Annotated in this window: 11 protein-coding genes; 7 read left to right on the top strand and 4 right to left on the bottom strand. The window is 57.2% G+C overall.

All coding sequences use genetic code 11. The annotated features are described in order from the left end of the window. Positions 1-9 precede the first annotated feature (9 nt). The 5 genes from NHG65_RS19725 (at position 10) to NHG65_RS19705 (ending at position 4,732) form a co-directional block, all read left to right on the top strand. Entirely contained in the window at positions 10-630 is a 621-nt protein-coding gene (locus tag NHG65_RS19725) for a YfgM family protein (protein ID WP_099062663.1), read from the top strand. Positions 631-641: 11 nt separating this feature from the next. Next, positions 642-1,823, top strand: coding sequence for an outer membrane protein assembly factor BamB (gene bamB, locus NHG65_RS19720; protein WP_085118245.1), 1,182 nt, complete (start codon positions 642-644; stop codon positions 1,821-1,823). A gap of 130 nt (positions 1,824-1,953) precedes the next feature. Continuing rightward, positions 1,954-3,438: a ribosome biogenesis GTPase Der gene (der, locus tag NHG65_RS19715; protein ID WP_085118243.1), complete on the top strand. Its 1,485-nt coding sequence runs from the start codon at positions 1,954-1,956 to the stop codon at positions 3,436-3,438. Between the two features lie 102 nt (positions 3,439-3,540). Beyond that, entirely contained in the window at positions 3,541-4,497 is a 957-nt protein-coding gene (locus NHG65_RS19710; protein ID WP_099062662.1) for an AEC family transporter, read from the top strand. 13 nt (positions 4,498-4,510) lie between these two features. Then, positions 4,511-4,732 carry a zinc ribbon domain-containing protein gene (locus NHG65_RS19705; RefSeq protein WP_099062661.1) on the top strand — a complete coding sequence of 74 codons (222 nt, stop codon included), beginning with the start codon at positions 4,511-4,513 and terminating at the stop codon, positions 4,730-4,732. A 4-nt stretch (positions 4,733-4,736) separates the two neighbouring features. On the opposite strand, the gene NHG65_RS19700 is transcribed toward NHG65_RS19705, so the two are convergent. From NHG65_RS19700 to NHG65_RS19690, 3 genes are all read right to left on the bottom strand, one after another. Beyond that, a complete protein-coding gene (locus NHG65_RS19700) occupies positions 4,737-5,078 on the bottom strand; it encodes a protealysin inhibitor emfourin (RefSeq protein WP_099062660.1) in 342 nt (113 codons plus the stop codon). Continuing rightward, positions 5,078-6,103 carry a M4 family metallopeptidase gene (locus tag NHG65_RS19695; RefSeq protein WP_099062659.1) on the bottom strand — a complete coding sequence of 342 codons (1,026 nt, stop codon included), beginning with the start codon at positions 6,101-6,103 and terminating at the stop codon, positions 5,078-5,080. The genes NHG65_RS19700 and NHG65_RS19695 overlap by 1 nt, the downstream gene beginning before the upstream one ends. 82 nt (positions 6,104-6,185) lie before the next feature. Beyond that, complete coding sequence (locus NHG65_RS19690; protein ID WP_099062658.1) at positions 6,186-7,268, bottom strand: LacI family DNA-binding transcriptional regulator; 1,083 nt, start codon at positions 7,266-7,268, stop codon at positions 6,186-6,188. A 365-nt stretch (positions 7,269-7,633) separates the two neighbouring features. Here NHG65_RS19690 and NHG65_RS19685 point away from each other — a divergent pair, with 365 nt between their 5' ends. Further along, positions 7,634-8,941, top strand: a complete 1,308-nt coding sequence (locus NHG65_RS19685) for an MFS transporter (protein ID WP_085118233.1) — start codon at positions 7,634-7,636, stop codon at positions 8,939-8,941. An 11-nt stretch (positions 8,942-8,952) separates the two neighbouring features. Beyond that, positions 8,953-11,319 carry a glycoside hydrolase family 31 protein gene (locus tag NHG65_RS19680; protein WP_499182577.1) on the top strand — a complete coding sequence of 789 codons (2,367 nt, stop codon included), beginning with the start codon at positions 8,953-8,955 and terminating at the stop codon, positions 11,317-11,319. Positions 11,320-11,325: 6 nt separating this feature from the next. Here NHG65_RS19680 and xseA read toward each other — a convergent pair whose 3' ends face one another. Beyond that, complete coding sequence (xseA, locus tag NHG65_RS19675; RefSeq protein WP_207979606.1) at positions 11,326-12,702, bottom strand: exodeoxyribonuclease VII large subunit; 1,377 nt, start codon at positions 12,700-12,702, stop codon at positions 11,326-11,328. Positions 12,703-12,793 lie beyond the last annotated feature (91 nt).

Here is a 12,793-nt window from a genome sequence, read left to right as displayed (position 1 = left end):
AAGGACACCGTGGAAGTCTATACCACTGAAAACGAACAAGTCGACGCCGTGCGTCGGTTCTTTGCTGAAAACGGCAAAGCGCTGGCAGTGGGCGTGGTGCTCGGAATTGGTGCCCTGGTCGGCTGGCGTTACTGGCAGAGCCACGAAAACTCCAACATGATGGTTGCGTCCCAATCTTATCAGGAAGCCAGCGATCGTCTGGCTCTCGGTAAACCGGACGATGTCGCCGCTGCGGAGAAGTTTGCACAGGCCAACAGCAACAGCTACGGCGTGATGGCCTCGCTGGAGCTGGCGAAGCATTTTGTTGAGCAGAATGAGTTTGCCAAAGCGAGCCAACAACTGGTGCTGGCTCAGGGCCAGACCAAAGATGAAAACCTGCTTTCGATGATTAACCTGCGTCTGGCCCGTGTCCAGGTGCAGGAGAAAAAGCTGGATGACGCGCTGAAAACGCTGGATGGCGTGAAAGGCGAAGGCTGGGCGGCGATGGCGCAAGATACGCGCGGCGACGTGCTGTTGGCCAAAGGCGACACCAAAGGTGCGCGTGAGGCTTACAGTAAAGGCATTGAGTCTAACGCTTCTCAGGCGCTGCAGGTTCTGCTGCGCATGAAATTGAATAACTTGTCCAGCTAAGGGGAATTCCCATGCAATTGCGTAAAACACTCTTGGTCGGACTGGTTTCCGTTGCCTTGTTGAGTGGTTGCTCACTGTTCAACAGTGAAGAAGACGTGGTTACCATGTCGCCGCTGCCGAAAGTTGAAAATCAGTTCACGCCAAACAAGGCGTGGAGTACCTCGGTCGGTGACGGCGTCGGTGAGTTCTATTCTCACCTGCGTCCTGCTTTCCAGGACAACACGATTTATGCCGCCGATCGTCACGGTATCGTGAAAGCGCTGGATGCCGATAACGGTAACGAAAAGTGGAAGGTTGATCTCTCTGAGAAAACCGGCTTCTTCTCCAGCAACCTGCCGGCACTGCTGTCGGGCGGTATGGCGGTCGCGGGTGACAAGGCTTACGTTGGCAGTGAGAAAGCGGTGGTCTACGCGCTGAATACTGCAGACGGTACCGTCGCGTGGCAGACCAAAGTGGCCGGCGAAGCGATTTCACGTCCGGTGATCAGCGACGGTATGGTGCTGATCCACACCACTAACGGCCTGCTGCAGGCGTTGAACGAATCTGACGGCGCGGTGAAGTGGACGGTTAACCTGGACATGCCTTCACTGTCGTTGCGCGGTGAATCCGCACCGGCCGTTGCCTTTGGCGCAGCCATTGTCGGCGGTGATAACGGTCGTGTAAATGCGGTGCTGATGCAGCAAGGTCAGTTGATTTGGCAGCAACGTATTTCCCAGCCGAGCGGCGCGACCGAAATCGATCGTTTGAACGATGTCGACACTACGCCGGTGATTGTTGAGGGCGTTGTCTACGCATTAGGTTACAATGGCAACCTGACGGCGTTGGATCTGCGTTCCGGCCAGATCATGTGGAAGCGTGAACTGGGCTCGGTGAACGACTTTATCGTTGATGCCGGCCGCATCTACCTTATCGATCAGAACGATCGCGTGGTGGCATTGAGCACCGAAGGTGGCGTGACCGTATGGACGCAGAGCGATCTGCTGCACCGCAACCTGACCCCGCCGGTGATGTACAATGGTTTCCTGGTGACCGGTGACTCAGAAGGTTACCTGCACTGGATCAATACCACGGACGGCCGTTTTGTTGCTCAGCAAGAAGTGGATAGCTCCGGCTTCCTGTCTGCGCCAATGGTTGCTGGCGATAAGCTGGTCATCCAGGCGAAGGGCGGAAAAGTTTACGCTTTCACCCGCTAACGCCGATCGTCGCACGGATTGCCAACGGCTCCTGAGTGTTCAGGGGCCGTTTCGTATTTTTATAAGCTGCACTCCTGGTGTCTACCCATGGTGTAGTAACGCTTTGATTATTAAGTAATGAGGCTTCACAATGATACCTGTCGTCGCGCTAGTAGGGCGCCCGAATGTGGGTAAATCCACCTTGTTTAACCGTTTAACCCATACGCGCGATGCGCTGGTGGCGGATTTCCCCGGGCTAACGCGAGACCGCAAGTATGGTCGTGCTGAGGTTGAGGGTAATGAATTTATTATCGTCGATACCGGGGGCATTGACGGCACCGAAGACGGCGTTGAAACCCGCATGGCCGGTCAGTCGCTGCTGGCGATCGAAGAAGCAGACATCGTGCTGTTTATGGTCGATGCTCGCGCCGGTCTGATGCCAGCCGATCTGGGCATTGCCCAGCATCTGCGCAACCGTCAGAAAGCCACCTTCCTGGTTGCCAACAAAACCGACGGTATGGATCCCGACATGGCCACCGCCGATTTCTACTCGCTGGGCCTGGGCGACGTGCATGCGATTGCTGCTTCCCACGGTCGTGGCGTGGCGCAGTTGATCGAACACGTGCTGGTGCCGTTTGTCGGTGAAAAGCCGGAAGAAGTCGAGCTGACCGAAGAAGAGGCTAACGCCGCTTATTGGGCCGAGCAAGAAGGTGAAAACCTCGAAGGCCCGGAAGACGAGCCGGAAGATGACTTCAACCCGCAGGATTTGCCGATCAAGCTGGCTATCGTCGGTCGTCCTAACGTAGGTAAGTCCACACTGACTAACCGTATCCTCGGCGAAGATCGTGTCGTGGTTTACGACATGCCGGGCACCACCCGTGACAGCATTTATATCCCGATGGTTCGTGACGAACGCGAATATGTGCTGATCGATACCGCCGGGGTGCGTAAGCGCGGCAAGGTGACGGAAACCGTAGAGAAGTTCTCGGTAATCAAAACCCTGCAGGCGATCGAAGACGCTAACGTGGTGTTGCTGGTCGTGGATGCACGCGAAGGCATTTCCGATCAGGACCTCTCGCTGCTCGGCTTTATCCTCAATAGCGGGCGCTCACTGGTGATTGTGGTCAACAAGTGGGACGGCATGAGCGAGGAAGATCGCGATCACGTGAAAGAGATGCTCGATATGCGTCTGGGCTTTGTCGATTTCGCCCGCATTCACTTTATCTCTGCCCTGCACGGTAGCGGCGTTGGCAACTTGTTCGTCTCGGTCCTGGAAGCTTACGAGTGTGCGACCCGTCGCGTGAACACCTCGATGCTGACTAAAATCATGCAGATGGCCGCCGATGACCACCAGCCACCCTTGGTACGTGGCCGCCGCGTGAAGCTGAAATATGCGCACGCCGGTGGGTATAACCCGCCGATTGTGGTGATCCACGGCAACCAGGTGACCGATCTGTCCGATTCGTACAAACGCTACCTGATGAACTATTTCCGCCGTTCTCTGAAGGTGATGGGTACGCCAATCCGTATCCAGTTCAAAGAGGGTGAGAACCCGTTCGCCGGCAAGCGCAATCTGCTGACACCGAACCAGATGCGTAAGCGTAAACGTCTGATGAGCCACCTGAAAAAAAGCTGATAATCAGTATGAGGGGCGCGGTATCACTACCGCGCCCCTTTTTTATTGGTCCGAAATCGTTTTATTATCCGTAGATTATCGCCGTCAGCCTGAAGGAACATCATGTCCTGGGAAACCTGGAGTTTTGCATTTAACGTCACTGTCCCCAATCTGTTAATGATGTTGCTGGGCATACTGCTGCGCCACTGGCGTCTGATGGACGATCGGTTTATCGACGGTGCCACCCGGCTGGTGTTCAATCTTGCGCTGCCCTGCCTGTTGTTCTTCAGCATCGCCACCAACCATCCGCAGTTGCTGGGTAACCTGCCGCTGGTGATCTTTGGCGCTGTCGGTACCCTCGTCACCTTCCTGTTGCTGGAAGCGGCGGCTATCTGGCTGGTTAAAGATCCGCGGGAACGCGGTGTCTTCGTTCAGGGGGGCTTCCGCGCCAATACCGCCATTGTCGGCCTGGCTTACGCCATGACCGCTTACGGCAGCGAAGGAATTGCGCTGGGGTCGCTGTACCTGACGGTGACGGTGATCCTGTTTAACGTACTGTCGGTGATTACCCTGACGCGTAGCTTGCAGGGCGGGCAGGGCAAGAGGATCAGTCGCCTGTCGCTGTTGCGCAGCATCGTCACCAATCCGTTGATTATTGGTCTGGTGTGCGGCTTGGCTTATGCGCAGACCGGCCTGGGCATACCTCAGGTGATCCGGCAGACGGGCAGCTACATCTCTGCACTGTCGCTGCCGCTGGCACTGCTGTGCACCGGTGCCAGTTTGGATCTGCGCGCCATGTTCCGTTCGTCCAACGTGGCGGCGCTGTCCTCTTCGGCCAAGTTGTTTATCGTGCCAGTGATAATGACGCTGGGTGGCTGGTTATGCGGCTTTCACGGTGCGGCACTGGGGATTATCTTCCTGTTCTCGGCTACGCCAACGGCGTCTGGCAGCTATGTAATGACGCGCGCCATGGGAGGGAACGCCACGCTGGCGGCGAATATTATCGCCATCACCACCGTCGGATCGTTTTTCACTACCGCGTTGGGCATCTATTTCTTACGCTCATGGGGCGTGATTTAACCTGGGAGTGACTATGGAAGTACAGTGTCCGCAATGCGATCAAACGATGGAGTGGGTGAATGGTCACTACCATTGCGCCGCCTGTAACAGCGATTATCAACGGTTGGCTCACTGCCCGGATTGCGGGCAACCGTTGCAAGAGCTGAAGGCCTGTGGCGCGGTGGACTATCTGTGCCAGAACGGCCATGGGCTGATCTCCAAAAAGCGCGTGCTATTCAGTTATCAGCCGTTGTAAGTGTTCACTCATCGACCTGGCCGGTTTTCCACAGGTCGACTAACGCCTGTGGAGCGCTGGTTTCCGGGATCAACAGCACGATTTCACTGCGCAGGGTTTGGCTGTAATAGCTGATCTGCACGCGAAAATAGCGTTGGTCACCGCAGCCGGGGGAGTCCGGCTGACCCTCTTCCTGGGCATAGGGCAGCGTCTGGTTCAACAGTTGGTTCAGGCGCTGCCGTTGCTCTGGCGTAATGTCGGCCAGCGCAATGCGCCGCTGGCCCGCCAGTTTGGGAATAAAGGCGAAACCGCCTTCACGCGCCAGCTCAATGACCGTATCCTGATTGAGCACCGGCAAAGGTTTCATTATGCCACCCCCACCTGATGCCAGGCCTGCTGTACCTTTTGCGCTACCTTGCTGTCGAAGCGCTGTTCTGCATGCTTCACCGTGGTACGGGCAAAGGTGGCGAAATCAGCGTCCTGCGGCAGTGCCTTATCACACAGGGTGTCGTACCAGATGTAACCGGCTTTCTCCCAGGCATAGCCGCCCAGTGCAGTGGCCGCCAGATAAAAGGCGCGATTGGGGATACCGGAGTTGAGGTGGACGCCACCGTTGTCTTCTTTGGTCTGAATGTAGTCTTTCATGCTGGCCGGCTGCGGATCTTTCCCCAGCAACGGATCGTCGTAGGCGGTACCGGGAGCCGACATCGAACGCAGGCCCTTGCCGTTGATGCCTTTCGCCAACAGTCCCTCGCCAATCAGCCAGTCGGCTTTATCAGCCGTTTGCTTAAGGTGGAACTGCTTGACCAAAGAACCAAACACGTCAGACAGCGATTCATTCAGCGCCCCGGCTTGCTGGAAGTAAATTAACCCGGCTTCGCTTTCGGTAACGCCGTGCGCCAATTCATGGCCGACTACGTCGATGGCGATGGTAAAACGGTTAAAGATTTCACCATCCCCGTCGCCGAAGACCATTTGCTGGCCATTCCAAAAGGCGTTCTGGTATTCCTTGCCGTAATGCACGCTGCCGGTCAGCGGCAGGCCCTGGTTGTCCAGCGAGTTGCGTTTGAAAGCCTGCCAGAAAAAATCGTAGGTGACGCCGAGGTAGTCATAGGCTTCATCCACCGCCACGTCGTGGTTGCTGGCCTGGCCCTCATTACGCACCTGTTTGCCGGGCAGTTGAGTGCTGTTTTCGGCATCGTAAATATCGCGGATGACTTCACCACCGGTCGAGGTTTTCGCCCCGGGGGCCCGCAGTGGCTTGTTGCCGAGCAGGCTCTGAACGTGATTCAGGGTGTGCAATGCGCAGTCGCGCTGCGGTAGGCTGCCGTGCTCAATGATCCGGCGCAGCATATAAGGGGGGATGACCGATCGTGCTGTTAGGGTCGGCATAGTGGCTCTCCTTAGGCAAAAAAGTTACCCGTCATCTTTCAAGCTATAGGGTATCTATAAATATTTTGACACTAAGTGTAGCTCAGACATCGTAAAGACGATGATCGTGGGTGCTGACCGCCGGGTTGGTTTTATGGGCGCTGATGCGTTTGACCGAGGTGCGAACCGCCAGCTTGCCATGCAGCAGCAGGTTGCATGGGGGCGCATCGGCACGCAGCATGCGGCGCTGCAACAGTTGAATGGCCTCATAGCCCAGTTCGTCACGCGGTACATGTACCGAGGTGAGCGGCACGTCATGAATTTCCGCCAGATTAAAACCGTCGGTGCTCATCACCGAGATATCGCCCGGCACGTTCAACTGCAGTTTGTTGAGCGCCTTGACCGCGCCGACCGCCATATAGTCGCCACCGGCGAGAATGGCCGTGGGCAACTGTGAGCGGTGGCTGACCCGATTGATAAAGGTGGTGAGTGCCTGTTCGGCCTCTTCGCTGCCGAAGCCGGAGGTGGTGACCAGATGGCGACCGTCGTCAAAGGCGATATTGTGTCGCGCATAGGCTTGTTTAATGCCCGCCAGCCGCAACTCCATGGTGTGCCGACGCAGGCATTGCAGGTTCAGAATATGGCTGTGGCCCTGCTGGAACAGATAGTTGGCGGAGAACTCGCCAATCAGTTGATGGTCGGGCGACACGCTATCGAGCCGCATCTGACGGTCGCTGCAGTTAATCAGTACGCAGGGTTTGTTCAGGTCGGCGGCTAACTGGTGAATATGTTCGTCATCGATGCCGATAATCAGTGCCGCCTGGGTCTGCGGATCGCTCATCTTTTCCAGAAACAGCGCGCCATCGCTGTGTAATTCCTCAAGCCCGCAATAGCGAATACGGACTTCGTGCTCTGCCAGCGCAGCAGTGATGCCCTGGATCACCTTGTAGTAAAAGATATCGGTGCGCACGTCAAAGGCCCGTTGCGGGGCGAAGACCATCACGTTGTTCAACATCAGTCGGCCGCTGGAAATCCCCTGCAGGATCCCCTTCTGTTGGGCGCAGGTCAGCACCTTCTGACGTGCCTCGGCGCTGGTGTTGGCTTTGCCTGCTAATACGCGTGAAACGGTGCTGATCGACAGCCCGGTTTGGCGGGCGATTTCCTGTATTTTCAGCTTTCCGTTCATTCTGTGATCTCCTTCAAATTTGGTAATGAAAATATTTTCACGGTGTTTTTTCGGCGTACTGTCAGGCTTTGGTCGCCATTATGGCGACCTTTTATCCTGTGTATGAAAACTTTTGCAAAAAACCACGTTTCGCTCACGCTTCCGGCTGGATAGTCTGAATTGGTATGCCAACTTTATAGATTTATCAGTCCAATTAATGGGCTGAATTATAAATAAAATGAAAATAAATCAGGTGGTTGTGAAGACGATATGCCTGCTTCTGTGAGGCGCATCTCAATTTCACGGGTTCCATACCTTCACTAGCCAAACGTACCCTACCAAAAAGCGCGCTGTGTCACCGGGCAGCCGTCGTGGAGAGAAGACAGATGAGTGTTGAAATTAATCAGACGGTCGTTGACAGCGGCCGGCGTAAATTTAAATCGCTGCGCTGGTGGATGCTGGCGCTGTTTTTACTGGGCGTGACGGTCAACTACATCACTCGTAATTCGCTGGGCATCCTGGCGCCGGAGCTGAAAACCAGCCTGAACATGACGACTGAACAGTACTCCTGGGTGGTGGCGTCGTTTCAACTGGCCTATACGGTGTTTCAGCCGATCTGTGGCTGGCTGATCGACGTGATCGGCCTGAAGATGGGGTTCTTGATCTGCGCCAGCATCTGGGCGGTGGTCTGCATGATGCACGCCGGGGCAGGCACCTGGGTGCAGTTGGCGATCCTGCGCTTCTTCATGGGTGGGGCAGAAGCGGCGGCCACACCGGCCAACGCCAAGGCCATTTCCGACTGGTTCCCGAAAAAGGAACGGCCGATCGCTGCCGGCTGGGCGGGCGTCGGGTTTTCTATTGGTGCCATGCTGGCACCGCCGATCATTGTCATCGCCCATGTCTCCTTTGGCTGGCAGGGCGCTTTCCTGTTCTCCGGCGCGCTGGCGCTGGTCTGGGTCGTGCTGTGGTGGCGTTTCTATCACTCGCCGCTGCAGCACCCCAATCTGAGCCAGCAGGAGCTGGATCTGATCCGCGAAGACAACGAGCCCGAGTTACCCCGGCTGCCATTTCTCAAGTCGCTGGCGATCCTGTGCCGCAATAAAAAGTTTTATGGCATAGCCATTCCGGCATTTCTTGCTGAACCGGCCTGGGCGGTATTCAGTTTCTGGGTGCCGCTGTACCTGGCCACCGAGCGCGGCATGGATTTAAAACACATCGCCATGTTTGCCTGGCTGCCGTTTTTGGCGGCGGACATCGGCAGCGTTGCCAGCGGCTATCTCACCACGCTGTACCGCAAATGGTTTGGCTGCAGCCGCGTCAACTCGGTGGTTGCCAGTTCGGTCACCGGCGCATTCATGATGGTCTCGCTGGCGTTTGTGGCGATCACTAAAGATCCCTACCTGGCGATCGCTCTGATCTCGATCGGCGGATTTGGCCATCAGGTGATCTCCTGCATGCTCAGCGCGCTGGTGGTGGAATCGTTCGATAAAAACCAGGTGGCGACGGTCAACGGCATGCGCGGCTCCAGCGCCTGGATCGCCAGCTTCCTGTTTACGCTGTTGATCGGCGCGGTCTCCGATACCGTCGGTTTCAATCCGCTGTTTATCGCCATGGGCTTCTTCGACCTGATCGGCGCCCTGTTCCTGATTGCCTTGATCGCCGAACGCGGCGGTAAAAAAACACTTAATAGTTAAGTTGGATGCCTATGAAAACCTTGAAAAATTGGACGTTGGCCGGTCAGTATGCCGATCGCATTGAACTGTTGGTCGACGAACGTCACCTGTTTTGCCTGTACGTACTGGAAAACGACCTGTTCCGCGTGTTGATCAAACGCAACGGCGAGCTGGCGTTGGATCGCACCTGGAGCATCGCGCCGGAAAGTGACGTGCCCTGGGAAGGACGTGATCGGCTGAGCGTGGCCGGGTTCGGCCTGCCGGGCTATCAGCTGCAGCAACATGACGATCGGCTGGTGGTGGCGACGTCTGCGCTGCGCGTGACCGTGCATCAGCCGTTGTGGCTGGAGTGGGAGCATTGCAACGCCGCCGGGGAATGGCGTCCACTGGCAGCCGATCGGCCCACCAGCGCTTACCTGCTTAATCCGCACGGTGACGGCGTGGCGCATTATCAGCGCCGCCAGACTGCCGAGCGTTACTATGGCCTGGGTGAGAAGGCCGGGGATTTGGAACGCAGTGGCCGTCGCTTTGAAATGCGTAATCTGGACGCGATGGGCTACAACGCCGCCAGCACCGACCCGCTGTACAAACACATTCCGTTTACCATCACCCGCGGTGAAGAGGCCAGTTTCGGGCTGTTTTACGACAACCTGAGCAGCTGCTGGCTGGATCTGGGTAATGAGATCGACAACTACCATCTGGCTTATCGGCGCTATCAGGCGGAGGCGGGGGATCTGGATTATTACCTGTTCCTTGGGCCGAGGGTGCTGGATGTGACCAAGGCGTTCGTGCGCCTGACCGGCAAGACCCACTTTGGACCGAAATGGAGCCTGGGCTACAGCGGATCCACTATGCATTACACCGACGCGCCGGATGCCCAGCAGCAACTGCAGCAGTTTATTCAGCTCTGCCGTCAGCATGATATTCCCTGCGACTCTTTCCAGCTGTCATCGGGTTACACCTCGATTGCCAACAAGCGCTATGTGTTCAACTGGAATTACGACAAGGTGCCGCAGCCCAAGCTACTGAGCCAAGCGTTTCACGACGCCGGGCTGAAGCTGGCGGCCAACATCAAGCCCTGCCTGTTGCAAGATCACCCGCAGTATCAGCAGGCGGCGGATCAGGGGCTGTTTATCCGTGATTCTGAAAGCGACCAACCGGAGCGCTCCAGCTTTTGGGACGACGAAGGCTCGCACCTCGACTTCACCAATCCGGCGACTGTCCGCTGGTGGCAGCAGGGCGTGACGCAGCAACTGCTGGAGATGGGTATCGATTCCACCTGGAATGACAATAACGAATACGAAGTATGGGACGGTGAGGCTCGTTGCCACGGTTTCGGCCGACCGATTGCCATCAAGCATATCCGCCCGGTGATGCCGTTACTGATGATGCGTGCCTCAATGGAGGCCCAGCAACGTTTTGCTCCCGATCTGCGGCCCTATCTGATTTCGCGCTCCGGGTGTGCCGGTATGCAGCGTTATGTGCAGACCTGGAGCGGCGACAACCGCACCAGTTGGCAGACCCTGCGCTACAACATCCGCATGGGGCTGGGCATGAGTCTGTCCGGCCTGTATAACCTGGGGCATGACGTCGGCGGTTTTTCCGGTGACAAGCCGGACGCCGAACTCCTGGTGCGTTGGGTGCAAAACGGCGTGATGCATCCGCGTTTCACCATTCACTCCTGGAACGACGACGCCACGGTTAACGAACCCTGGATGTACCCGGCCGCTACCCCGGCGGTGCGCGAGGCGATTAACCTGCGCTACCGGCTGATGCCGTATTTCTACACCCTGCTGTGGCAGGCCAGTGCCGACGACGAGCCGATGCTGCGCCCAACCTTCCTCGACCATGAGCATGACGAGCAGACCCTAAGGGAAACCGACGATTTTATGATCGGCCGCGATCTGCTGGTGGCCAGCGTGGTGGAACAAGGGCAGCGCCAGCGGCCGGTGTATCTGCCGGATAACGGAGATGGCTGGTACTGCTTCTACAGCGGCCAGTGGTTCAGCGGTGGCCAGACGGTGGTGCTGGAGGCCCCGCTGGAGCGCTTGCCGTTACTGGTACGTGCCGGTGCAGGGTTGCCGCTGTCATCCCGATTGGCTCATGTTGATGTGACGACCGACGATCGGCGCGAGCTTAAACTCTATCCGCTAAAAGGCTGTGGCAGCGCTTCTGGGCTGTTATTTGAAGACGACGGGGAAAGTTATGGCTGGCAGCAGGGCGACGCGCTGTGGCTGCGCTGGGAGATGCTCAGTGACAATCAGCGCATCACGTTGAACATTACTACCGAAGGCCGCTTTAAACCGGCATGGCAAACCCTGACCTTCAGCTTGCCTGCCGGAGAAACGCGCGAGTTGTGGATCAACGGCGTGCCCGGCGAGAGTTTTACGCTGGAATAAGCGGAGTTATTCAGCCGCGCGTTTTTTGCGCGGCTTTTTGGCGACGGTGATGGTTTTCACCTCGCTTTCCACCCAGCCATCCTGCAGACGGGTTTTCAGCAGTTCACCGACCTGAGCCTGCTTGGTGGTTTTCAGCAGTTCGCCGCGCGGGGTTTGCGTCACGCTGTAGCCGCGCGCCAGCGTTGCCAGCGGGCTGACCGCTTCGAGCTGGCTACAGGCGACGCCAAAGCGCTGACGCCAGGCGTTGAGCTGACGTTCCAGCGCCTGTTGCAATCGGTATTCCTGCTGTTGCACACGTTGCTGGTAGCGATGAATGCGTGCCTGCGGCTGCATCTGCGCCAGACGCTGTTGCGCCCGCTCGCTGCGACGTGAAGACACACGCAGTTGGTTCTGCATGCCATCTTCCAACCGCCGTTGCAGTTTGAACAACAGCGTCTGCTGACGCGCCAGGCGCAGGTGCGGATGCTGTTGCTGCAAACGGTGGTTGATGCGGGTGAACTGTTGCTGGCGCTGCGCCAGATAGTAATCCATCGCCATTTCCATCCGCTGTTGCTGGGACTGCAACTGACGCAGCAGCTCCAGCTGATTGCGACTGACCAGTTCGGCAGCGGCGGAAGGGGTTGGCGCCCGCAGATCGGCGACAAAGTCGGCAATGGTGACGTCGGTTTCATGGCCGACGGCGCTGACGATCGGAATGCGGCTGGCGAATATCGCCCGCGCTACGCGTTCATCGTTGAAGCTCCACAGGTCTTCCAGCGAGCCCCCGCCACGGCCGACGATCAGCACGTCACACTCGTCCCGGCGGTTAGCCGTTTCGATGGCGCGCACAATCTGCAATGGCGCTTCTGCGCCCTGCACCGAAGTGGGATAGATAACGATAGGCAGTGAAGGATCACGCCGTTGCAGTACCTGCAACACATCGTGCAGCGCCGCACCGCTGGCAGAGGTAATGACCCCGACGCGTTTGGCCGGGCTGGGCAAGGGTTGCTTGAACTGTTGGTCGAACAGGCCTTCGGCGCTCAGGCGTTGTTTCAACTGGTCGAACTGCTGTTGCAACAGGCCGTCACCGGCAGGTTGCATGCTTTCGGCAATCAGTTGGTAGTCGCCGCGCGGTTCATACAGCGTAATGCTGGCGCGAACCAGAACCTGTTGGCCATTCTGCGGACGGAAAGTGGTGCGGCGGTTGGTGTTGCGGAACATCGCGCAACGGACCTGCGCACGATCGTCTTTCAGCGTGAAATACCAGTGGCCGGAAGAGGGTTGGGAGAAGTTGGAAATCTCTGCGGAGAGCCAAATCTGGCCCATTTCCATTTCCAGCAGCTGTCGAACCGTCTGATTCAGGCGGCTTACGGTAAAAATAGACGGCGAAACAGGTAGCGACATGTGACCCAGATCAAATTTCAAAACAAGCACTTAATTGGTCGATACTACATGGCTGAAAAAGGTAATCAAGAGTTTTTGTGAGAAAGTGCTG

Origin of the sequence: Serratia myotis (genome assembly GCF_027474885.1) — a bacterium.
Taxonomy (GTDB): Bacteria; Pseudomonadota; Gammaproteobacteria; order Enterobacterales; family Enterobacteriaceae; genus Serratia; species Serratia proteamaculans.
The sequence above is the reverse complement of the archived record's forward strand: the minus strand, read 5'-3'. Positions and strand labels throughout refer to the sequence as shown.

Excerpts from the sequence above, each read along its gene's own strand:
- NHG65_RS19705 (WP_099062661.1), top strand. The coding sequence starts at position 4,511 with ATGGAAGTACAGTGTCCGCAATGCGATCAAACGATGGAGTGGGTGAAT.
- NHG65_RS19710 (WP_099062662.1), top strand. The coding sequence starts at position 3,541 with ATGTCCTGGGAAACCTGGAGTTTTGCATTTAACGTCACTGTCCCCAAT.
- NHG65_RS19690 (WP_099062658.1), bottom strand. The coding sequence starts at position 7,268 with ATGAACGGAAAGCTGAAAATACAGGAAATCGCCCGCCAAACCGGGCTG.
- der (WP_085118243.1), top strand. The coding sequence starts at position 1,954 with ATGATACCTGTCGTCGCGCTAGTAGGGCGCCCGAATGTGGGTAAATCC.
- xseA (WP_207979606.1), bottom strand. The coding sequence starts at position 12,702 with ATGTCGCTACCTGTTTCGCCGTCTATTTTTACCGTAAGCCGCCTGAAT.
- NHG65_RS19685 (WP_085118233.1), top strand. The coding sequence starts at position 7,634 with ATGAGTGTTGAAATTAATCAGACGGTCGTTGACAGCGGCCGGCGTAAA.
- bamB (WP_085118245.1), top strand. The coding sequence starts at position 642 with ATGCAATTGCGTAAAACACTCTTGGTCGGACTGGTTTCCGTTGCCTTG.
- NHG65_RS19695 (WP_099062659.1), bottom strand. The coding sequence starts at position 6,103 with ATGCCGACCCTAACAGCACGATCGGTCATCCCCCCTTATATGCTGCGC.
- NHG65_RS19680 (WP_499182577.1), top strand. The coding sequence starts at position 8,953 with ATGAAAACCTTGAAAAATTGGACGTTGGCCGGTCAGTATGCCGATCGC.
- NHG65_RS19700 (WP_099062660.1), bottom strand. The coding sequence starts at position 5,078 with ATGAAACCTTTGCCGGTGCTCAATCAGGATACGGTCATTGAGCTGGCG.